Below are 19,983 nucleotides of genomic sequence, written 5' to 3'. Positions count from 1 at the left end.
CGCCAACCGCTTGCCCGATCAGGTGGGTTCGACGTCCACCACGAGCGCGCGGTGGTCCGACAGCGGCAGCCGCACCGCCTCGGCCGGGCCGGTCGCCCGCAGCCCGCCGCGCACCAGCACGTGGTCCAGCTGCCGGGTCGGCTCCTCCAGCGGGAACGTCGGGCCCGACGCCAGCGGCCGCAGCCCGCTGACCCGCCGGGCCTTCGGCGGCTCCATGTTGAGGTCGCCGAGCACGACGAGCGGCTCGCGCGTGCCCCGCATCGACCGCACGAGACGGCGCAGCTGCACCGTGTTCCAGTACGGCACGAACGACAGGTGCGTGCAGGCCACGGTGAACTGCCCGTGCGGGCCGTCCACCACCGCAGCCACCGCGACCCGCGGCTCCTCGCTGACCAGCTTCGGCGCCCGGGCGCCGGGGAACCACACCGGCACGCGGCCCCGCAGCGCCGGCAGCCGGACCACCCGCCACGAGACGACGGGGTGCCGCGAGAGCAGCGCGATGCCGTAGCTCGCCGCCCCGGGCTGCTCGTCGCCGGTCGCCGCCATCCACGTCCCGCCGGGGGTGCCCGACAGCGCGGCGACGAACTGGGAGTCGACGGCGCCCATCGCCTCGGCGGCCACGGCGGTCAGGTCGGCGTTCATCGACCGCGGCTGGTCGCGGTCGACCTCCTGCAGGCCCAGGACGTCGGCGTCCAGCGCCTTCACCGCCGTGGCGAGCCGGTCGACGTCGACCCGGTCGTCCTCCGGTGAGCGCCCGTGCAGGATGTTGAAGGTCGCGATGCGCACCCGCTCCCCGTGCCCCGGGCGGTGCCGGTTCACCCGTGCGTGAGCAGTTCGGCGCCGGGTAGCAGCACCCCCGTGCAGCCCTCCGACCGCGACGAGATCCGGGACCTCCTCAAGCGCACCGCCGTGGCCCTCAAGGAGGGCGGCGTGCCGTTCGCCCTGTGCGGCGGCTACGCGGCGTGGGTCCGCGGCGCACCCGAGCCCGACCACGACGCGGACTTCCTGGTGACCGCCGACGAGGCCGAGCGGGCGGTCAAGGTCCTGCGCGACGCCGGCCTGGAGGTCGAGGACCCGGCCGAGGACTGGCTGACCAAGGTCGTGCAGGGCAACTCGTTCGTCGACGTCCTGTGGCGCACCTGCGGCCACCCCGTCGAGGCCGACCTCATCGAGCGCTCCGAGGAGCGGTCCGTGCTGTCGGTGCACATGCCCGTGCTCGCGGCCACCGACATCCTCACCACCAAGCTGATGGCCCTCGACGAGCACTACTGCGACCTCGCCCGCCTGCTGCCCGTGGCACGGGCACTGCGCGAGCAGGTCGACTGGGCCACGGTGCGCCGGGAGGTCGCCGACAACGACTTCGCCTCGGTCTTCCTCGACCTGCTCGGCCGCCTCGGCGTCGTCGACCCGGCGGAGTTCGCGGACGGCGGGGGCGTCCGGGCGGACGGCTAACCTGGGGACGCGCGGCAGTCCTGCCGCCGACGCCGGCACCCGTGCCGGACCACCCCAGCGAGCGACCGAGGGATCTCACCGTGCCCACCGGCAGAGTCAAGTGGTTCAACCCCGAGAAGGGGTTCGGCTTCCTCTCGCGCGAGGACGGGCCCGACGTCTTCGTGCACAAGGACGCGCTGCCCTCCGGCACGGCCGAGCTCAAGCCCGGCCAGCGGGTGGAGTTCGGCATCGTCGCCGGCCGGCGGGGTGACCAGGCGCTGCAGGTCCGCGTCCTCGACCCGCTGCCGTCGGTGGCGGCCAAGGTGGCCGAGGCGAAGCGGAAGAAGCCCGACGAGCTGGTCCCGATCATCGAGGACCTCATCCGGCTGCTCGACGACGTCTCCACCTCGCTGCGCCGCGGCCGGCACCCCGACCGCGCCGAGTCGCGCAAGGTCGCGGCGGTGCTGCGCGCCGTCGCCGGCGACCTGGAGGCCTGAGGCCCGCGGGTCAGCCGGCGGGGGTGGCCGACGGCGCCGTCGGCGTCGGCTCGACCACCTCGCCGCCGGCGCGCAGGAAGCCGACCGGCCACGAGCCGGTCAGCAGGCACTCGCCGTGCCGGTCCTCGACGACGACGAGGTAGAACGCCGCCGGGACGACGTCGGAGCTGGTGATCCCCTCGTAGGTGGTCGTGCCGGCCTCGACGTCGACCTCGCCGATCCGCTCCTCGAGCCGCTCGTCGAAGACCTGCACGCTCCAGCCGTTGGCGGCCACGTCGTCGGGCACGGTCAGCGCGATCGGGGTGCCGGGGGAGACCTCGATGATCGGCGGGGTAACCCCGCTGTAGCGCTGGCCCTCGCCCTCGGCGCAGTACTGCGTGGGGCGCGCGGTGACCTCCTGCGGCCCGGCGGTCACGGTGACGTCGGGCGGGGTGTCCGACGCCGACGGGCCGCCGCAGCCGGCCAGCACGACGGGGAGCGCGCCGGCCAGGACGAGGGCGGCGGCGCGGGGGGAGGAGCTCACGGGCGGGGTGCCTCCGGCACGGTCGGGGCGTCGGGCGCGGGCCAGGCCTGCGGTCCGGCGCCGGGCACGGTGGGTGCCTCGGGGTCGACGGGCCGCCAGCTGCGCCGCCGCGGGGTCCACAGCACCAGGCCGACGGCGAGGACGAGCAGCGCGGCGGCCACGGTGAACCCGAGCCAGCCGATCGGTGGGAGCGCGATGCCGATGGCGCCGCCGACCACCCAGGCCAGCTGCAGCACCGTCTCCGAGCGGGCGAACGCCGAGGCCCGCAGGCTCTCCGGGACCTCGCGCTGGATGATCGCGTCGAGCGCGACCTTGCCCAGCGCGTTGGCGACCGCCGAGACGCCCGCGACCGCGGCCGCCGTCGCGAGGCCGAAGAAGACCGCCGCGAGCACGGTGACGGCGGCGGCCACGCCGGCCGACCAGACCACCACCCGGTCGGGGTCGGCGGAGTGCAGCCGCGACCCGACGCCGGTGCCCAGGACGCTGCCGGCCCCCGCGGCGCCGGCGATCGCGCCGAGCGCCAGCGTGGACTCCCAGCCGCCCTCGACGGTGGCCTGCACCAGGAACGCCGAGAAGATCGTGAGGAAGCCGCCGAGACCGCGCAGCGCGGCGTTGGCCCGCAGCGCGAGCACCACGTGCGGGTTGACCGGGCGGCGCCGGCGGCCGGCCACCGGGACCTCGCCGGTGCTCAGCACGTCGGCGGGCTGCTCGCCGGTGGGGACGTCGACGTGCCGGGGCAGCCGGACGGCCAGGACGCCGGTGACGGCGAAGACGACCGCGGTGACCCACAGCAGGGGCGGGAAGCCGAACGCCCAGGCCAGCCCCGCGCCGATCCCGCCGAAGACGCCCGCGGTGACCAGGCCGAACACCGACAGCCGGGCGTTGGCCGACGTCAGCGACATCGCGCCGGGCAGCACCCGCGGGACGACGGCGGCGCGCAGCACGTTGTGCGCCTTGGACAGCACGAGCACGCCGAGGGCCGCGGGGTAGAGCCACCAGTCGTCCTGGTGGGCGGCCATGACCAGCGCCAGCAGCGCCCGCCCGAAGGAGGCCGCGCCGAGCGCCCAGCGGCGGCCGCGCTGCAGCCGGTCCAGCAGCGGGCCGATCACCGGCGCGACGACGGCGAACGGCGCCATCGTCACCAGCAGGTAGAGGGCCACGTTGCCGCGCTGGGCGTCGGCCGCGGCGGCGAAGAACAGGGTGCCGGCCAGCGAGACGGCGATCATCGCGTCGCCGGCCATGTGCATCGCGTTGACCCACAGCAGCTGGGTCAGCCCGCTCTCCCCGGCGCCGTCGGCCCGGCTGGCCCGCCGGACCCGGGCGACACCGGCGCGGGTCAGTTCCCGGCTGCGGGCGACGGCGACGCGGGTGACGGTGACCCGCGGCTCCGCCGCGGACTGCGGCGCGGGCGCCGGCTCCGGCTGCGGGACCGTCGGCGGTGGCGGGGGCAGGGCCTGCGGCGGCGGGCCGTAGCCCGGGTCGTACGGCGGCGGGCCGTACCCCGGCGGCGGCCCGTACCCCGGCGGGGGGAGGTCGAGCGGGGCGGTGTCCATCCGGTCGGGCGGGGGCGGCCCGGTCCGGGCGCGGCGCAGCGGACCCCGGCGGGACCCGGGCGGACGCGAGGACGGCACGCCCCCATGGTGCCGTACCGACCTGGGCGTCCGGGGCGACCGTGATCACGGTCCCGGCCCGGCGCGCGGGTGCCTCCCGGCGCGTCTGGGACGATGGACGGGTGCGCCCGGACCCCGACCCCGCCCCCGCGGGCAGTGACGTGCTGACCGCCGCCGTCGACACCGCCCGCGCCGCGGCCGAGGAGACGGCCGGCGACCCCGCGCTGGTCGGCGAGCACCTCGGCGCGGCCGCCGAGCCGCTCGGCCCCGCGGCCGGGGGCGTGGACGAGGCCGCGCTCGGCGCGGTGGTCACCCACTCCTTCGCCAGCCGGCTGCCCGGCTACGCCGGCTGGCACTGGGCCGTCACCCTGGCCGCCGTCCCCGGCGCGGGCGAGGTCACCGTCGACGAGGTCGTGCTGCTGCCCGGCGACGCCGCGCTGCTGGCGCCGGCCTGGGTGCCCTGGCACGAGCGGCTGCGCCCCGGCGACCTGTCGGTCGGCGACGTGCTCCCGGCCACCGAGGACGACCCGCGGCTCGTCCCCTCCTACACCGCCGACGACGACGCGGCCGCCGACCCCGAGGCGCAGGCCGTGGCCACCGAGGTGGGCCTGGGCCGCGAGCGGGTGCTGTCGCCCGAGGGCCGCGGCGGCGCCGCCGCCCGCTGGCTGGCCGGCGACTTCGGCCCGCGCGCCCCGATGGCCCGACAGGCCCCCGGGCCGTGCGGCACCTGTGGCTTCTTCCTGCCGCTGGCCGGGTCGCTGCGCGGCCTGTTCGGCGCCTGCGGCAACGAGTACTCCCCGGCCGACGGCCGCGTCGTCGCCGTCGAGTACGGCTGCGGCGCGCACAGCCAGGCCACCCTGGCCGCGGGCGAGCCGGCGGAGGTCGTGACGTCGGCCCGCTACGACACCGCGGACTTCGACGTCCTCACCGACTGACCACCGCGGCCGCGCGGCCTCAGCTCCGCGGGCTCAGCTCCGCGGCCGGTCGATGAGCCGGGAGAGCACCACCGCGCTCTCCGTCCGCGCGACGGTGGGCAGCGCCCGCAGCCGGCGCACGGCGCGCTCGAGCTCGGCGGTGTCGCGCGCCTGGAGCCGCAGCACGGCGTCGGCGGTGCCGGAGATCGTCGTCGCCTGCACGACCTCGGGCACGTCCTCGAGCTGGCGGCGCACCTCCTCCGGGTCGGGCGCCCCCTCGCAGTAGACCCACACGTAGGCCTCCACGGACCACTCGAGCACGGCGGGGTCGAGCACGGCGGTGAACCCGCGGATCGCCCCGCTGCGGAGCAGGCGGTCGACGCGCCGCTTCACCGCCGGGGCGCTCAGCGACACCTCCGCCCCGATCCGGCCGTAGGTGCTGCGGGCGTCGCGCACGAGCCGCTGCACGATCGCCCTGTCCAGCTCGTCCACCGCGGTCCTCCGTTGCGTCGGGTGCCCTGTAGACGCAACGGATCGTAGGTCGGACGCAGTCGATGGGACTCCCGCCGGACGCCCGGGCTCCCTAGCGTTCCCTCCACTCGCCACGGTGGCGGCCGGCGGAGGAGGAGACGTGACGCTGACGGGGTGGGCGCCCGAGACCGGGGCGCCGCGGGGCGGGACCAGCCGGGTCGAGGAGGCCGTCCTCGACGCCCTCGACGTCGCCGCGCTGCACCGGACCCTGGCCGACCTCGTGCGCGTGCCCAGCGTGACCGGCAGCGACGCCGAGTCCGACCTGCTCGCCGGCCTGGCGGAGCGCACCGCGCGCGCCGGGATGGACGTCGACCACTGGCGGCTCGACGTCGACGCGCTCGCCGCCCGGCCCGGCTTCCCGGGCACGGAGGTGCCGCGGCGCGAGGCGTGGGGGCTGGTGGCCTCGACCGGGACCGGCGACGGGCCGACCGTGGTGCTCCAGGGACACGTGGACGTCGTCCCGCCCGGCGACCCCCGGCGCTGGGGCGGGGACCCGTGGACCCCCCGGCCGGCCGGTCCGCGTCTGTACGGCCGCGGCGCCTGCGACATGAAGGCCGGGGTGGCCGCGAACCTGGCGGTCGCCGAGGCGGTGCTGGCCAGCGGCGTGCGGCTGCCCGGCCGGCTCGCGCTGCACCTGGTCGGCGGCGAGGAGGACGGCGGCCTGGGTGCCTTCGCGACGCTGGCCCGCGGGCACCGCGGGGACGCCTGTGTCATCACCGAGCCCACCAGCGGCACCCTCACCACCGCGGCCGGCGGCGCGCTCACCTTCCGGCTCGTCGTCCCGGGCGAGCCGGCGCACGGCAGCACCCGCTGGGCCGGGCACAGCGCGGTGGAGCACTTCGGGTACCTCGACGCCGTGCTGCGCGAGCTCGAGGCCGAGCGCAACGCCGTCGTCGACCCGCTGATGGCGGAGTACCCCGTCGCGCACACGCTCTCCGTCGGGACCGTCGTGGCCGGCGACTGGGCCAGCACCGTGCCCGACTCCCTCACCGCCACCGGCCGCCTGGGCGTGCGCCTGGACGAGGACCCGGCCGACGCGCGCGCCGCCGTCGAGGAGCGCCTGGCCGCCGCCTGCGCCGGGCACCCGTTCCTGCGGGCACACCCGGTGGAGGTGACGTGGCCCGGCGGGCAGTTCGCCCCGGGGCGCACGCCGGCCGGCGCCCCGCTGCGGGACGTGGTGGCCTCGGCCCAGGCCGACCTGACCGGCACCGCGCCGCGGGAACGGGGCGTGCCCTACGGCAGCGACCTGCGGCTCTACGCCGCCGAGGGTGTCCCGACGCTGCACTACGGCCCCGGCGACGTCGTGCACGCGCACTCCTACGACGAGCACGTCGACCTGACCGAGCTGACCGCGGTCACCCGCGTGCTGGCCCTGGCGACGGTGCGCCTGCTGCAGGCGTAGCGGCGGGCCGCCGGCGGCTAGCGGTCGGGGTCGGCGTCGGGCCCGCGGCGGCCGAGCTGGCCCTGCCAGCGCATGATCGCGAGCCCCAGGAAGGGCAGCCCGATCCCGGCCACGCACGTCCAGGTCCAGGTCCGGTCGAGCCGGTCGCCGAGCAGCAGCACGACGACGAGCGCCACCACCCACACGCCGATCCCGGCCAGGACGACGCGGGCGGTGTCGACGCGCAGCGGGGGCGGAGCCTGCTTCAGGGGGCCGGGCACGCCTGCGACCCTAGGCCCGCTCGCTCGCGATCCTGCGGAGAGGCCGGCGCGGCGTGTGGCACGCTCTTGCCGCTCGTCGCCCGGTCGCAGCAGCACGCAGGAGCCCGCATGCCCGAGAAGTCCCGACCCTCCCGCGGTGCCTCCGCCGCCCGGCCCGCCGCGCGGACGGCGACCGGGGACACCCCCGCCGACGTCGCCGCCGGCACGCCGGCCCCGCGCCGCAGCGACGGCCCGCAGCTGCGGCCGCGCAACGGGCTGGACCGCTACTTCGGCATCAGCGCCCGGCGCAGCACGCTCGGCCGCGAGGTGCGCGGCGGGCTGACCACCTTCTTCACGATGGCCTACATCGTGGTGCTCAACCCGATCATCTTGTCCGGCGCCGACGTCACCGGGGCCACGCTGCCCTTCGGCGCGGTCGCCGCGGTGACCGCGCTGGTCGCCGGCGCGCTCACCGTCGTCATGGGCGTCGTGGGCCGCTACCCGTTCGCGCTGGCCACCGGGCTCGGCATCAACGCGATCGTCGCCGTCTTCGCGGCCACGCAGCTGTCCTGGCCGGAGATCATGGGCCTGGTCGTGCTCGAGGGCCTGCTCATCACCGTGCTGGTGCTCACCGGGTTCCGCCGGGCGGTGTTCGAGGCGATCCCGCCGCAGCTCAAGACCGCGATCGCCGTCGGCATCGGCTTCTTCCTCACCATCATCGGCCTGGCCGACGCCGGCGTGATCCGGCCCGGCTCGCCGCTGATCAGCTTCGGCGTGGGCGGGCAGCTCGCCGGGTGGCCGCTGCTGGTGTTCGTCGTCGGCCTGCTGCTCACCGCGGTGCTCGTCGTGCGCCGGGTGAAGGGCGCGCTGCTCATCGGCATCGTCGTCTCGACCGTGCTGGCGATCGTCGTCGAGGCGGTGGCCGACGTCGGCCCCCGCTTCGCCGAGGACGGCACCGAGAACGCGCGCGGCTGGGCGCTGCAGGTGCCCGCGCTGCCCGACGACGTCGTCGGCGCCCCCGACCTGTCGATCGTCGGCCAGTTCTCGCTGTTCGGCGGGTTCGAGCGGATCGGCGTCGTCGCCGCGCTGCTCATCGTCTTCTCGATCATGATCGCCGACTTCTTCGACACCGTCGGCACGGTCACCGCGGTCGGCGCCGAGGGCCGCCTGCTCGACGAGAAGCGCAACCTGCCGGGCTCCCAGCCGGTGCTGCTGGTCGACTCGATCGCCGCCGCGGCCGGCGGCGCGGCGAGCGTCTCGTCGAACACGACCTACATCGAGAGCGCCTCCGGCGTCGCCGACGGCGCCCGCACGGGGCTGGCCAGCGTCGTCACCGGCGTGCTGTTCCTCGTGGCGATGTTCTTCACGCCGCTGGTGCAGGTGGTGCCGTCGGAGGCCGCCGCCCCCGCGCTGGTGATCGTGGGCGCGCTGATGATCAGCCAGATCCGCACCCTCGAGTGGGACGACATGAGCCTGGTCATCCCGGCCTTCCTCACCATCGCCCTCATGCCGTTCACCTACTCGATCACCAACGGCATCGGCGCCGGCGTCATCAGCTACGTGCTGCTGCGGACGGCGGTCGGCCGGCGGCGCGAGGTCCACCCGCTGATGTGGGTCATCGCGGTGCTGTTCCTCGTCTACTTCGCGCTGGAGCCGCTCCAGCAACTGTTCTGAGCACTGCTAACGACCCGGGTAGGCTGACCCCGTGACGAGGTCGACGCTGGACACCGCGGCGCTCGCCCACGACCTGCGCCTGGCCGTCATGCGGTTCTCCCGGCGGCTGCGCAACCAGCGGGTCGACACCTCCGTCACGCTCACCCACCTGGCCGCGCTGTCGACGCTCAAGCGGCACGGCCCCATGAGCCCGGGGGAGCTGGCCGCGCACGAGCGGGTGCAGCCGCCGTCGATGACCCGCGTCGTCGTCGCGCTCGAGGCGCGGGGCCTGGTCACCCGGACCCCGCACCCGACCGACGGCCGGCAGGTGGTCATCGGCCTCACCGACGCCGCCGAGACGCTGCTCACCGAGGAGGCCCGGGCACGCGAGGCGTGGCTGTCGGGCCGGCTGCAGAGCCTGACCCCGGAGAAGCGGGCCGTCCTGCGCGAGGCCGCCGAGATCATGGAGGAGCTCGCCGGTGGGTGACGTCCACGGCTGCTGAGACCGCCACCGCGGAGGCCGCGGATCCGGGCCACGGGTCCTTCCGCTCCCTGCGGGTGCACAACTTCCGGCTCTACGCGTCGGCGAACCTGGTCAGCCTGACCGGGACGTGGATGCAGCGCATCGGCCAGGACTGGCTGGTCCTGCAGCTCTCCGGCGACAGCGGAGTCGCCCTCGGGCTGGTGACCGCGCTGCAGTTCGGGCCGACGCTGGTCCTCGGCCTGCTCGGCGGGATCCTGGCCGACCGCCACGACAAGCGCCGCGTCCTCGTCGTCACCCAGGCGCTCATGGGCCTGCTCGCGCTGTGCCTGGCCACGCTGGTGGTCACCGACGCGATCGCGCTGTGGCACGTGTTCGTCCTCGCCGCGGGCCTCGGCTCGGTGGCCGCGGTCGACGCGCCGGTCCGGCAGGCGTTCGTCTCGGAGATGGTCGGCCCCGGCCTGCTCGCCAACGCCGTCGGGCTCAACTCGACGATCTTCAACGGCGCCCGGCTGGTCGGCCCGTCGCTGGCCGGCCTGCTCATCGGCGCCGCCGGCGGCGACACCGCGCCGGCGTTCTTCGTCAACGCCGCCAGCTTCGTGTTCACCATCGGCGCGCTGTCGGCGATGCGGCCCGACGAGCTGCACCGCAGCGCGCCGGTGGCCCGCGGACGTGGGCAGCTACGGGAGGGGCTGGCCTACGCCTGGAACCGCGCCGACCTGCGGCTGGCCATGGTGCTGGCCTTCGTCATCGGCACCTTCGGCTTCAACTTCCAGGTGACCATCGCGCTGATGGCCCGCGAGGTGCTGGGCCTGGGCGCGGAGGGCTTCGGCCTGCTCTCCACGCTGTTCGCGGTCGGCTCGCTGTCCGGCGCGTTCGTCTCCACCCGGCGCAGCGCCCGCCCGCGGCGGCGGTTCCTCGTGGTGTCCGCGGTCGTCTTCGGGCTGCTCACCGTGGTGTGCGGGCTGGTCTCCGGGTTCTGGCCGTTCGCCGTCCTGCTGGTGCCCACGGGTGCCGCCGCCCTGGTGTTCAGCGTGGCCAACAACAGCTTCGTCCAGCTCGGCGCCGACCCGCAGATGCGCGGGCGGGTGATGGCGCTCTACTTCACCTGCTTCATGGGCGGCACGCCGCTCGGGGCGCCGCTGGTCGGCTGGGTGAGCGAGCACCTGGGCGCGCGGTGGGGGATGTCGCTCGGCGGGGCGGTCGTCGTCGTCGCCGGGGTGGCGGCCGGGCTGTCGCTGCTGCGGGCCCGCCGGTCGTCCGCGCCGGCCGCGCCGGCGCCCTGACCGGGGCGCTGACCGGCGTCCTGACCGGCGACGTGGCGCACGACACTCCGCCGACGTACCGTCGCGGCCACCGCCGTCCCCCGGTCGCCACGGGAGCGCGCCGCATGAGCCCGATGGTCCCCGCCCTGCTCCAGCTCGCCGGCATCACCGCGATGCTCGTCGGCGCCTTCGCCGCGCTCGGCTTCCTCTTCCGCCTGTTCTCCGGCCAGTTCACCCAGGACCTGCGCGCCCGCCGCCGCGCGCGGGAGGTCGCCGCGGGCACCGCGCCCCCGGCCCCGGTGCACCGGCCCGTGCAGGCGGTCGCCGCCGACCTGCGCCGGCTGGCCCGCCAGCTCGACGGGGTGCCGGCCGGGTCGCCGCAGGTGCGCCGCCGCGGCTTCCAGGCGGCCTACGACGACGTGCTGGTCGAGGCGGCCGCCCAGTTCGCCGTGCCGACGACGCTGCGGCGCCTGCCGCCCGGCTTCCCGCGCGACGTGGAGCGGCTGCGGGTGGAGACGGCGCTGGCCGCGGCCGGCCTGGTGGTGCGCTGAGCGGGCCGGCGCCGCTGCGGCTGTTCGTCGCCGCCGCCCCGCCCGCGGGCGCCCGCGCCTCGCTCGCCGCGGCGCTGGAGCCGCTGCGCGAGGTCCCCGGCGCGCCGCGCTGGGGCGACCCGGCCCGCTGGCACCTCACGCTGCTGTTCCTCGGCGCGGTGCCGCCGGAGCTGCTGCCCGGCCTGACCGCCGCCGTCGGGGCCGCCGTCGCCCCGACCCCGCCGGCCACGCTGCGGCTGGCCGGCGCCGGGCGCTTCGGCCCGCGGCGCCGGCCGCAGGTGTTCTGGGCCGGGGTGGACGGCGACGTCGGCGTGCTCGCCGAGCTGGCCGGGCGGCTGGCCGGCGCCGCCCGGGGGCTCGGCCTGCCGGTGGAGGACCGGCCGTTCCGGCCGCACCTCACGCTGGGCCGCTGGGACCCGCGCCGCCCCGCGGACGCCGACCTGCCCGGCCGGCTGGCCGGCTACCGCGGGCCGGACTGGCCGCTGGCGGAGGTGGCGCTGGTGCGCAGCGCCGCCGGCCGGCACGAGCCGCTGGCCGCCTTCGCTACCAGGCGTACTCCATCGGGGCGGCCCTGAAGCCCGGGAAGACCTCGTCGAGCCGGTCGAGCTGCGCCTGCTCCAGCGTCACGTCGAGTGCGGCCAGCGACCCCTCGAGCTGGGCCATCGTGCGCGGCCCGACGATCGGCGCGGTGACGCCGTCCTGGTGCAGCAGCCAGGCCAGCGCGACGTCGGCCGGCGCGAGCCCCCACTCGCGGCAGGCGTCCTCGAAGGCCTGCAGCGCGGGGCGGTGCGCCTCGATCCGCTCCCGGTTGCGCTCCATCTGCCGCCGGGCGCCCTCCTGCTCGCCGAGCACGCCGGCCAGCAGGCCCTGCGCCAGCGGGCTCCACGGGATCACGCCGATGCCGTAGTGCCGCGCGGCCGGCAGCACCTCGAGCTCCACGTGCCGGGTGAGCAGGTTGTAGTGCGACTGCTCGCTGACCAGGCCGAGGAAGTGCCGGCGGGCGGCGGCCTCGTTGGCCGCGGCGAGCTGCCAGGCCGCGTGGTTCGACGAGCCGACGTAGAGCACCTTGCCCTGCGCCACCAGCGTCTCGCAGGCCTGCCAGATCTCCTCCCACGGCGTCGCGAGGTCCACGTGGTGGAACTGGTACAGGTCGATCCAGTCGGTCTGCAGGCGGCGCAGCGACGCGTCGCAGGCCCGCACGACGTTGCGGGCCGACAGGAACGTGTCGTTGGGCCAGTCGGACATCCCGCCGTAGACCTTGGTGGCCAGCACGGTGCGCTCCCGGCGGCCGGCGCCCTGGGCGAACCAGGTGCCGATCACCTCCTCGGTGCGGCCCTTGCCGGCCTCGAAGCCGTAGACGTTGGCGGTGTCGAAGAAGTTGATCCCGGCCTCGTGCGCCCGGTCCATGACCGCGTGCGAGTCGCCCTCCTCCGTCTTCCACCCGAAGTTCATCGTGCCCAGGCAGAGCCGGGAGACCGACAGGCCGCTGCGTCCGAGGTGCGTGTACTCCACGTCCGAGCACCCTGGCACCCTGGCGGCCGTGCCGCAGAACGGGTCCGTCTTCGACCGCGCCACCGCCGTCACCCGCACCGAGGGCGGCGGGATCCGCGCGGAGCTCGACCCGGCCTGGGACGTCGGCGCCGGCGTCCTCAACGGCGGCTACCTGCTCGGCGTGGTGGCCCGCGCGGCGCTGCTCGACAGCCCCCACCCGCACCCGGTGGCGCTGTCGGCGAGCTACCTGCGCGCGACCCCGGGCGGCCCGGCCGACCTGACCGTCACCGCGGGGCCCGCCGGGCGCACGCTCGCCCACGCCTCGGTGCTGCTCAGCCCCGCGGGCGGCCCCTCGCTCGCCGTCCAGGTGACGACGGCGACCCTCGGCCGCGACGGCAGCGACTACTCGGTCAACCCGGTGCCCGAGGTGCCCGGCCCCGACGGGTGCGTGGCCACCCGCACCGCCGAGGGCGGCCCGGCGGTGGGGCTGGCCCGGCAGATCGACACCCGGCTGGACCCGGCGACGGCGGGCTGGACGGTGGGCCGGCCCTCCGACACCCGCCTGCTGCGCGCCTGGATCCGGCTGGCCGACGGCCGCGACCCCGACCCGCTGGCCCTCCTGCTGTTCGCCGACGCGCTGCCGCCCACCGCGTTCGCCGTCGGCCGGCCGGGCTGGGCCCCCACGGTGCAGCTGCAGGTGCTGGTCCGCGCGCTGCCGGCGCCGGGCTGGTGCCTGGTCGAGTCGCGCTCCACCGAGGTGACCGGCGGCTGGTCGGACGAGGAGTGCCGGATCTGGGACTCGGCCGGCCGGCTGGTCGCCCAGGCCCGCCAGCTCGCCCGCGTCGCCCGCTAGTCCCGGCGGCCCGGCAGCGCGACGTCGCCGGTGAGGTAGCGCTGCACGGTCGGCCCGACCGCGGCCACCAGCTCCTCGGCCGGCGCCGAGGCCAGCGGCTCCACGCGCAGCACGTAGCGGGCCATCACCACGCCGATCAGCTGCGACGCGGTGAGCGCGCCGCGGGCCTCCGCCTCGGCCGGCGGCAGGTCGAGCGTGCCGACCACCCGGCGCAGCACCTGCGAGACGAGGAACTCGCGCAGCAGCCGGGCGGTCCACTCGTTGCCGACCGCGGAGCGGACCAGCGCCAGCCCGGCGGGGCGGGCGGGGCCGTCCCAGACCCGCAGCAGCAGGCGGACGACGCTCTCGCCGAGCCGCTCGGGGCCGGCCTCGAGCACCTCGGGGAGGAGGGTCCCGGGGTCGACCGGCGCCTCGATCGCGGCGAGGAAGAGCTTGTCCTTGGTGCCGAAGTAGTGGTGCACGAGCGCGGGGTCGACGCCGGCCGCGGTGGCCACCGCGCGGATCGACGTCGCGTCGAAGCCGCGCTCGGCGAAGGCCGCGCGGGCGGCGTCGAGGACCGCCGCCCGCGTGCCGGGGTTGCCCGGCCGCCGTCCGGTCGGGCGCCGCGCTGGGCTCAGCTGCTCCTCCTCCGCAGGGTCGCCGCCGCCAGGGCGAGGGCGAGGACCGCCGCGCCGGCCACCACGCCGACGTCGGTCCACATCGTGCCGGTCCCGGTGGACGACCGCCCGACCTCCTGCAGCGCCTCCACCGCGTAGGTCAGCGGCAGCACGTCGCTGACGGCCTGCAGCCAGCCGGCCATCTGCTCGCGGGGCACCAGCAGCCCGCAGAGGAAGAACTGCGGCAGGACGACGACCGGCATGAACTGCACGGCCTGGAACTCGCTGCGGGCGAAGGCGCTGGCCAGCAGGCCGAGCGCCACCCCGAGCAGGGCGTCGGCGACGGCGATGAGGACCACCAGCCACAGCGACCCGGCGACGTCGAGGTCGTAGAGCGTCGTCGCCACGGTGACCGTGACGGCGGCCTGGACCGCGGCCGCCAGCCCGAACGCCGTGCCGTAGCCGAGCAGCAGGTCCAGCCGCGACAGCGGGGTGGTCAGCAGCCGCTCGAGCGTGCCCGACGTGCGCTCGCGCAGCATGGCGATGCTGGTCACCAGGAACATCACGACGAACGGGAAGACGCCGAGCATCGTCAGCCCGACCCGGTCGAACACCGTCGGCTGCCCCGGCAGCGCGGGCACGTCCCGCCAGAGCAGGTACAGCAGGCCGAGCAGCAGGCTCGGCAGCAGCACCATCATCGCGATCGTGCGGTGGTCGTGGCGCAGCTGCCGCAGCACCCGCCCCGTGGTGGCGGCGGTGAGCCGGGGGCTCAGGACGGCGGTCGCGGTGCTCACGCCGCCACCTGCTCCCCGCGCCGCACCAGGGTCAGGAAGGCCTCCTCGAGGTCGGCCGTGCCGGCGTCCTCGCGCAGCTCCCCGGGTGTCACGTCGGCCAGCAGCGCGCCCTCGCGGAGCAGCAGCAGCCGGTCGCAGCGGCCGGCCTCGTCCATGACGTGGCTGGAGACCAGCAGCGTGGTGCCGGCCGCGGCCAGGGCGTGGAACCGGTCCCACAGCTCGACCCGCAGCACCGGGTCCAGGCCGACGGTGGGCTCGTCGAGCACCAGCAGCTCGGGCTCGCCGACCAGCGCGCAGGCCAGCGACGCCCGGCCGCGCTGCCCGCCGGAGAGGTCGGCCACCAGCTGCCCGGCGGCGCCGGCCATCCCGACGGCGGCGAGCGCGTCGTCGGCCGCCGCGGCGCCCCGGCCGTACAGGGCGGCGAAGTGGCGGGCGTTCTCCCGGACGGTGAGGTCGGGGTAGACGCTCGGTGCCTGGGTGACGTAGCCGACCCGCGAGCGCAGGCCGGGGGAGCCGGCGGGCTCGCCGAGCACGGTGACCGTGCCCGAGCGGATCCGCTGCACGCCCACGAGCGCCCGCAGCAGCGTCGTCTTCCCGCTGCCGCTGGGGCCGAGCAGGCCGGTGACCCGGCCGGCGGGGACCGCGCAGGACAGCCCGGGCAGCACGCGGCGGTGCCCGCGGTCGACGACGAGGTCGGTGACGGTGACGGCGTCGGTCATGGGAGCCTCCCGAGGGCGAGAACTCAACGCCTGATGAACTCAACGCTAGGTGAGTTCCGTCGCCGTGGTCAAGCGGTCCGGGCGCGCCGCCGCCTCGCCACCGCGTCGACCAGCACGATGAGCAGCGCCGGGACCACGCACCACAGGCCCAGCACCGCGTACGCCCGTGCCACCCCGTCGCCCTCGAAGTAGGTGACGCCGCGCAGGGCGCGCACGGCCACGCCGGGCGGCAGGATCCCCGCGAGCGGCTGCAGCCAGCCGGGCAGGTACTCCGCCGGGAGGTTCCCGGTGCTGGTCGCGTTGCCGAGGATGAGCAGCCCGACCGAGGTGACGAACGTGCCCGCGGAACCGATCAGCCGCAGCACCAGCGCCGCCGTCGAGGCGATCGACAGCGCGAGCAGGGCCACGAGCCCGCCCACCGCGAGGAACCCGGCCGGGACCGAGCCGAACGCGACGTCGGCGAGCAGCGCCACCGCGACCCCGGAGACGGAGGCGAACAGCAGCGCGCTGGCGATCCGCTTGGCCAGCCCGAGCTGCGGGGCGGCCTGGTAGGTCTGGATCCCGAAGAGGAAGCCGCCGAGGACGACGCCGAACGACGCGTAGAAGATCGCCAGCCCGCGGGTGTCGCCGGCCGCGAGCGGGACCAGGTCCTGCACCTCCAGCTGGGCGCCGGCCTGCTGCGCGACCGGGCCGAACGCCTGGGTCAGGGTCTGGGTGACGCCCTGCCCGTGCGCGCCGGCGACGAGCAGCTGCGGCGCCCGGCCGCCGAGCACGAGCGCGCCGTAGACGTCGTTGCGGCGCACCGCCTCCGCAGCCTCCGGGCCGCCGGCCAGCGGGACCACCCGCAGGGCGCCGGGCCGGTCCCGCTCCAGCCCGTCGCGCACCTGCTGGACCTGCTCCGGCGGGCCGGCCACCCCGACGGCCAGGTCGTGCGGGCGCGGGTCGGAGAAGGCGGCGAGGAACACCGCGACGAACGCGGTGCCCACGACGACGGCGATCAGGGCGGGCACCAGGACCGCCCGCACCGCGGCCTTCCCCCGCGAGCCGCCCGAGCGCTCGGCCTCGGCGTCCTCGTCCGGCGGGCCGGGCGGGGGAGCGACGCCGCCGGGCATCAGGCCCGGCCCAGCGCGGTGCCCAGCAGGTGCCCGGAGGTCCAGGCGCTCTCCACCTTCGACGGCGCCCGCCAGCCGTCGCCGCACGCCCCGACCCCGTCGGCCAGGCCGTAGGGCTCCTCCCGCGGCGCGGTCGGCTTCGCGTACGTCCAGCGGTGCACGTGCGTCCACGCCGGTGGCGCGTCGATGCCCAGCGCCCGGCACACCGCCGTGGTCACCTCGGGCACCGCGCGGGCGGGGTCGTCCAGGTGCGCGGCGGCGGTGCCCGGCGTCGTGTGGGCGACCAGCACCGGGGCGCCGTCGCCGCGCCGGTCGCCGTCATCGGCCACCCACTCGACCACCGGGTCGTCGTTGACGAAGGCGCCGTGCAGGTCGGCCGGCCAGCGGCGCGCGTCCCAGCCGAGCGCGACGGCGAGGGTGGGCTGCCAGCCGTGCTCCGCCTCGTCCCCGAGGAGCCGGCCCGCGAGGTCGGCGGGCAGCAGGCGGCGGGCCTGCGGGTCGGGCAGGGCCAGCACGACGGCGGGCACCTCCTCGCCGTCGACCCGCGGGCCCGGCCCCACCCGCTCGACGGCGTGCTCCTGCGCGACGTCGAGGCCCCCGGCCAGGTCGGCGACGAGCGAGCGCAGGCCGCCGGGGGCGGCGTAGCGGACCGGGCCGCTGCGGGTCTCGCGGATCCCGTCGGGCCCGGCCACGGCGAACGTGTCCGTCCACGGGCGGGCGAGCCCGCGGTCCACCCACCCGTCGACGACGGCGGCGAACGGCGAGCCGTCGGAGGCGGTCAGGTAGCTGGCGCCGAGGTCGGTGGCCCGGCCCTCCAGCGTCCGCGACGCCATCCGGCCGCCGGGCCGGCGCCCGCGGTCGAGCACGCGCACCGGCCTCCCCGTGTCCGCGAGCGCCCGGGCGCAGGCCACGCCGGCGATGCCGGCTCCGACGACGACGGTCTCGTTGCGCACCACTGGATCCTGCGGGGCGCACCGCCGCGGCGCTCGGGGAGGATGCCCCCGTGGCCGAGCCGATCCCCGACGTCGCCGACGAGCGGGTCGCCGACTTCCGCGACCTGCACGCCGGCGACCGGCCGGCCGGGCGGGAGCGCGGCACCGGCCCGGTGATCGTGGAGGGCGTGCCCGCGGTGCAGCGGCTGCTGGCCTCGCCGTACCGGGTGCGGGCGGTGCTCGGCGTCCCCGGGCGGCTGGCCGAGCTGGACCTGCCGCCGGGGGTGCCGGCCTACGAGATGGACAAGTGGGCTCTGTCGGAGCTCATCGGATTCCGGCTCACCCGCGGGGTGCTGGCCTCGGCCGACCGGCGCCCGCCGGCCGACCTGGACGCGCTGCTGGCCGGGCCCGACCCGGCCGCGCCCCGGCGGCTCGCGGTGCTCGAGGCGCTCAACGACGCGGAGAACCTCGGCTCGATCGCCCGCTCGGCGGTCGCCCTGGGCGTCGACGGGCTGCTGCTCGACCCCCGCTGCGCCGACCCGCTGTACCGCCGGTCGGTGCGGGTGTCGATGGGGCACGTGCTCGCGCTGCCCTTCGCCGTCCTGCCCGACTGGCCCGGGGGGCTCGCGCGGCTGCACGACGCCGGCTACCTCACCGTGGCGCTGACCCCGGCCGCCGACGCCGTCGACCTCGGCGACGTCGACCCGCGGGCGCACCCCCGCACCGCCGTCCTGCTCGGCGCCGAGGGCCCGGGGCTCACCCCGGAGGCGCAGGCGGCGGCGCGGGTGCGCGCGCGGATCCCGATGCGGGCGGGCGTGGACTCCCTCGGCGTCGCCGCGGCCGCCGCCGTCGCGTTCGCGACGCTGCGCTAGTCGCTCAGTTCCGCAGCGACCAGCGGGCGAGGATCGCGCGGGCGTCCTCGGCGCGCGAGGGGTCGCACATGACGTCGTACCGGCTCGCGGTCACCTGCGAGACGCTGGTGAAGTCGCGCTGGCCGCGGGTGGCGGCGTAGCCCATGGCGGCGAACAGCGCGCCGAAGACGAGACCGATGAGCAGGCCGGTGAGCACCGAGCTGATCCAGCTCGTGCCGCTCGGCGCGAAGATCCCCAGCAGCAGGCCGACGAACAGACCCCACCAGGCGCCGCTGGCCGCGCCCGCGGCGAGCGCGCGGCCCCAGGTGAGCCGGCCGGTGACCCGCTCGACCATCTTCAGGTCCGAGCCGATGATCGTGACGTTCTCGACCGGGAACTTCTCGTCGGACAGGTGGTCCACCGCCGCCTGCGCCTGCTGGTAGCTGTCGTAGGACCCGACCTGGACGCCCCCGAGGGGCATGGACACCGACATCGACATGCCCGGTGGGTACCCGGGCCGATCGGTCGGACACGTCCGGTCGGTCACAGCCGCAGGTCAGCGGTTGCGTCGGACCCCGAAGACGATGTCCTCCCAGGCCGGGACGCGGGCCCGCGGGTCCTCGTCCTCGCCGTCGGTCTCGCCGGTGCGCAGGACCACCGTGTCGTGCTCGGCGATCTCGTCGTCGGTGAGCTGCACGGCGTCGGTGCGCCGCTCGGCGGCCGGCGGGGCGACGGGCGCGGGCGGCTCCTCGGCCGCGGGGGCCGGCGTCCGCTCGGGGACCGCGGCGCTGCGGTGCACCGGCATGATCGGCCGCTCGGCCGGGACGCCGGGGACGACGCGCACCAGGCGGGTGCCCTCGGCGAAGTCGCGGGTGCCCTGGTCGGCCGGGGTGACGGTGCGCGCCGGGACGTCGTAGACCCAGAGGGTGGTGCCCTCCTTGGCGCCCGCGCGCCAGGCGGCGGTGACCACCCAGGTGCCGTCCTCGGCGCGCGCGGCGTCCCACCGGACGGCGTCGAGGTCGGCGCCGAGCAGCCGCAGCCGCTCGGCCATGAACTGCTGCAGCGGGGCGCCCGGGATGCCCTCGGACAGCCGGACCCGCGCCTCGCGGGCCTGCTCGGCCAGCCGCGAGCGCTCCTGCAGCACGGTGTGGGCGAAGCGCATGATCCGCTCGACCCGGGTGCCGGAGGACGCCGCGACCTGCTCCGGGGTCTCGCCGGCGCGGATGCGGGACTGGATGACCCGCGGGGAGAGCCCGCCGTCGGCCTCGATCTGGCCCAGCCGGCGGGTGTCGCCGCGGGCCGCGGCGCGCAGCCGGTCGTCGACCGGGAGCTCGAAGCGCTCGCCGTCGTCGGTGCCGTCGGCCCCCTCGGCGGCGAGTACCAGGCTGCGGCCGTCCTCGGACAGGCCCACGAGACGCAGGGAGCGCACGGCGGACCTCCTCGGACGACACGGACGGACCCGGTGACACTCCGGGCCTGGGGCGAGGCTATCCGCGTGGGCGCCCGCGCGGGTGCAGGCGGTCCGGCGTGGCGGGCGC

Annotated in this window: 24 protein-coding genes; 11 read left to right on the top strand and 13 right to left on the bottom strand. The window is 76.9% G+C overall.

Annotated features, from left to right (window positions below; all coding sequences use genetic code 11):
• Nucleotides 1-18 precede the first annotated feature (18 nt).
• Entirely contained in the window at nt 19-786 is a 768-nt protein-coding gene (locus ACI78R_RS12910) for an endonuclease/exonuclease/phosphatase family protein (protein ID WP_336030020.1), read from the bottom strand.
• 72 nt (nt 787-858) lie between these two features.
• Between ACI78R_RS12910 and ACI78R_RS12905 the strand changes: the two genes are divergently transcribed.
• Together ACI78R_RS12905 and ACI78R_RS12900 are read left to right on the top strand one after the other, a co-directional pair.
• Nucleotides 859-1,452: a nucleotidyltransferase family protein gene (locus tag ACI78R_RS12905; protein ID WP_336030018.1), complete on the top strand. Its 594-nt coding sequence runs from the start codon at nt 859-861 to the stop codon at nt 1,450-1,452.
• 80 nt (nt 1,453-1,532) lie between these two features.
• On the top strand, nt 1,533-1,928 hold the full coding sequence (locus ACI78R_RS12900; protein WP_073418450.1) for a cold-shock protein: 396 nt from the start codon (nt 1,533-1,535) through the stop codon (nt 1,926-1,928).
• A gap of 10 nt (nt 1,929-1,938) precedes the next feature.
• Here the strand turns inward: ACI78R_RS12900 and ACI78R_RS12895 are convergent, their stop codons facing one another.
• Both ACI78R_RS12895 and ACI78R_RS12890 read right to left on the bottom strand, forming a co-directional pair.
• Entirely contained in the window at nt 1,939-2,451 is a 513-nt protein-coding gene (locus tag ACI78R_RS12895; protein WP_073418452.1) for a DUF2771 family protein, read from the bottom strand.
• Nucleotides 2,448-4,082, bottom strand: a complete 1,635-nt coding sequence (locus ACI78R_RS12890) for an MFS transporter (protein ID WP_457041007.1) — start codon at nt 4,080-4,082, stop codon at nt 2,448-2,450. Before ACI78R_RS12890 ends, ACI78R_RS12895 begins: the two co-directional genes overlap by 4 nt.
• A gap of 101 nt (nt 4,083-4,183) precedes the next feature.
• Between ACI78R_RS12890 and ACI78R_RS12885 the strand changes: the two genes are divergently transcribed.
• Nucleotides 4,184-4,996 (top strand): DUF3027 domain-containing protein, encoded by an 813-nt coding sequence (locus ACI78R_RS12885; protein ID WP_336030012.1) that lies wholly within the window; start codon nt 4,184-4,186, stop codon nt 4,994-4,996.
• A 33-nt stretch (nt 4,997-5,029) separates the two neighbouring features.
• Here the strand turns inward: ACI78R_RS12885 and ACI78R_RS12880 are convergent, their stop codons facing one another.
• Entirely contained in the window at nt 5,030-5,467 is a 438-nt protein-coding gene (locus ACI78R_RS12880) for an Lrp/AsnC family transcriptional regulator (protein WP_073418458.1), read from the bottom strand.
• Nucleotides 5,468-5,606: 139 nt separating this feature from the next.
• On the opposite strand from ACI78R_RS12880, the gene ACI78R_RS12875 reads away from it, so the two are divergent.
• Nucleotides 5,607-6,908: an ArgE/DapE family deacylase gene (locus ACI78R_RS12875; RefSeq protein WP_245794252.1), complete on the top strand. Its 1,302-nt coding sequence runs from the start codon at nt 5,607-5,609 to the stop codon at nt 6,906-6,908.
• A 17-nt stretch (nt 6,909-6,925) separates the two neighbouring features.
• On the opposite strand, the gene ACI78R_RS12870 is transcribed toward ACI78R_RS12875, so the two are convergent.
• Nucleotides 6,926-7,168 (bottom strand): DUF2530 domain-containing protein, encoded by a 243-nt coding sequence (locus ACI78R_RS12870; RefSeq protein WP_073418460.1) that lies wholly within the window; start codon nt 7,166-7,168, stop codon nt 6,926-6,928.
• 108 nt (nt 7,169-7,276) lie between these two features.
• Here ACI78R_RS12870 and ACI78R_RS12865 point away from each other — a divergent pair, with 108 nt between their 5' ends.
• From ACI78R_RS12865 to thpR, 5 genes are all read left to right on the top strand, one after another.
• The gene (locus ACI78R_RS12865; RefSeq protein WP_457041006.1) at nt 7,277-8,821 is read left to right on the top strand and encodes an NCS2 family permease; all 1,545 of its coding nucleotides are present in this window, start codon (nt 7,277-7,279) and stop codon (nt 8,819-8,821) included.
• A gap of 31 nt (nt 8,822-8,852) precedes the next feature.
• Nucleotides 8,853-9,287, top strand: coding sequence for a MarR family winged helix-turn-helix transcriptional regulator (locus ACI78R_RS12860; RefSeq protein WP_083628203.1), 435 nt, complete (start codon nt 8,853-8,855; stop codon nt 9,285-9,287).
• Entirely contained in the window at nt 9,284-10,567 is a 1,284-nt protein-coding gene (locus tag ACI78R_RS12855) for an MFS transporter (protein ID WP_457041005.1), read from the top strand. Before ACI78R_RS12860 ends, ACI78R_RS12855 begins: the two co-directional genes overlap by 4 nt.
• Nucleotides 10,568-10,671: 104 nt before the next feature.
• A complete protein-coding gene (locus ACI78R_RS12850) occupies nt 10,672-11,097 on the top strand; it encodes a hypothetical protein (RefSeq protein ID WP_457041004.1) in 426 nt (141 codons plus the stop codon).
• On the top strand, nt 11,094-11,672 hold the full coding sequence (gene thpR / locus ACI78R_RS12845; RefSeq protein WP_457041039.1) for an RNA 2',3'-cyclic phosphodiesterase: 579 nt from the start codon (nt 11,094-11,096) through the stop codon (nt 11,670-11,672). The genes ACI78R_RS12850 and thpR overlap by 4 nt, the downstream gene beginning before the upstream one ends.
• On the opposite strand, the gene ACI78R_RS12840 is transcribed toward thpR, so the two are convergent.
• Nucleotides 11,641-12,609: an aldo/keto reductase gene (locus ACI78R_RS12840; protein WP_457041003.1), complete on the bottom strand. Its 969-nt coding sequence runs from the start codon at nt 12,607-12,609 to the stop codon at nt 11,641-11,643. The two genes, thpR and ACI78R_RS12840, sit on opposite strands and share 32 nt — an antisense overlap.
• A 28-nt stretch (nt 12,610-12,637) precedes the next feature.
• On the opposite strand from ACI78R_RS12840, the gene ACI78R_RS12835 reads away from it, so the two are divergent.
• Nucleotides 12,638-13,441, top strand: a complete 804-nt coding sequence (locus tag ACI78R_RS12835; protein ID WP_457041002.1) for a thioesterase family protein — start codon at nt 12,638-12,640, stop codon at nt 13,439-13,441.
• Here the strand turns inward: ACI78R_RS12835 and ACI78R_RS12830 are convergent.
• The 5 genes from ACI78R_RS12830 to ACI78R_RS12810 all read right to left on the bottom strand — a co-directional run bounded on the left by ACI78R_RS12830 (nt 13,438) and on the right by ACI78R_RS12810 (nt 17,615).
• Nucleotides 13,438-14,139, bottom strand: coding sequence for a TetR/AcrR family transcriptional regulator (locus ACI78R_RS12830; RefSeq protein WP_457041001.1), 702 nt, complete (start codon nt 14,137-14,139; stop codon nt 13,438-13,440). The genes ACI78R_RS12835 and ACI78R_RS12830 overlap by 4 nt on opposite strands.
• Entirely contained in the window at nt 14,055-14,831 is a 777-nt protein-coding gene (locus tag ACI78R_RS12825) for an ABC transporter permease (RefSeq protein WP_457041000.1), read from the bottom strand. Before ACI78R_RS12825 ends, ACI78R_RS12830 begins: the two co-directional genes overlap by 85 nt.
• Nucleotides 14,828-15,550, bottom strand: coding sequence for an ABC transporter ATP-binding protein (locus ACI78R_RS12820; RefSeq protein ID WP_457040999.1), 723 nt, complete (start codon nt 15,548-15,550; stop codon nt 14,828-14,830). Before ACI78R_RS12820 ends, ACI78R_RS12825 begins: the two co-directional genes overlap by 4 nt.
• Before the next feature lie 68 nt (nt 15,551-15,618).
• Complete coding sequence (locus ACI78R_RS12815; protein ID WP_457040998.1) at nt 15,619-16,662, bottom strand: hypothetical protein; 1,044 nt, start codon at nt 16,660-16,662, stop codon at nt 15,619-15,621.
• Complete coding sequence (locus ACI78R_RS12810) at nt 16,662-17,615, bottom strand: NAD(P)/FAD-dependent oxidoreductase (protein WP_457040997.1); 954 nt, start codon at nt 17,613-17,615, stop codon at nt 16,662-16,664. Before ACI78R_RS12810 ends, ACI78R_RS12815 begins: the two co-directional genes overlap by 1 nt.
• A gap of 50 nt (nt 17,616-17,665) precedes the next feature.
• Between ACI78R_RS12810 and ACI78R_RS12805 the strand changes: the two genes are divergently transcribed.
• Complete coding sequence (locus ACI78R_RS12805) at nt 17,666-18,466, top strand: TrmH family RNA methyltransferase (protein ID WP_083628212.1); 801 nt, start codon at nt 17,666-17,668, stop codon at nt 18,464-18,466.
• Between the two features lie 4 nt (nt 18,467-18,470).
• Here the strand turns inward: ACI78R_RS12805 and ACI78R_RS12800 are convergent, their stop codons facing one another.
• Together ACI78R_RS12800 and sepH are read right to left on the bottom strand one after the other, a co-directional pair.
• Nucleotides 18,471-18,944: a general stress protein gene (locus ACI78R_RS12800; protein ID WP_073418472.1), complete on the bottom strand. Its 474-nt coding sequence runs from the start codon at nt 18,942-18,944 to the stop codon at nt 18,471-18,473.
• Nucleotides 18,945-19,001: 57 nt separating this feature from the next.
• The gene (sepH, locus tag ACI78R_RS12795) at nt 19,002-19,874 is read right to left on the bottom strand and encodes a septation protein SepH (RefSeq protein ID WP_457040996.1); all 873 of its coding nucleotides are present in this window, start codon (nt 19,872-19,874) and stop codon (nt 19,002-19,004) included.
• Nucleotides 19,875-19,983 lie beyond the last annotated feature (109 nt).

Source organism: Geodermatophilus sp. SYSU D01106, assembly GCF_054049995.1.
The sequence above is the reverse complement of the archived record's forward strand: the minus strand, read 5'-3'. Positions and strand labels throughout refer to the sequence as shown.

Coding starts and splice junctions, on each gene's coding strand:
- ACI78R_RS12865 (WP_457041006.1), top strand. CDS start 7,277: ATGCCCGAGAAGTCCCGACCCTCCCGCGGTGCCTCCGCCGCCCGGCCC.
- ACI78R_RS12850 (WP_457041004.1), top strand. CDS start 10,672: ATGAGCCCGATGGTCCCCGCCCTGCTCCAGCTCGCCGGCATCACCGCG.
- ACI78R_RS12820 (WP_457040999.1), bottom strand. CDS start 15,550: ATGACCGACGCCGTCACCGTCACCGACCTCGTCGTCGACCGCGGGCAC.
- ACI78R_RS12815 (WP_457040998.1), bottom strand. CDS start 16,662: ATGCCCGGCGGCGTCGCTCCCCCGCCCGGCCCGCCGGACGAGGACGCC.
- ACI78R_RS12800 (WP_073418472.1), bottom strand. CDS start 18,944: ATGTCGATGTCGGTGTCCATGCCCCTCGGGGGCGTCCAGGTCGGGTCC.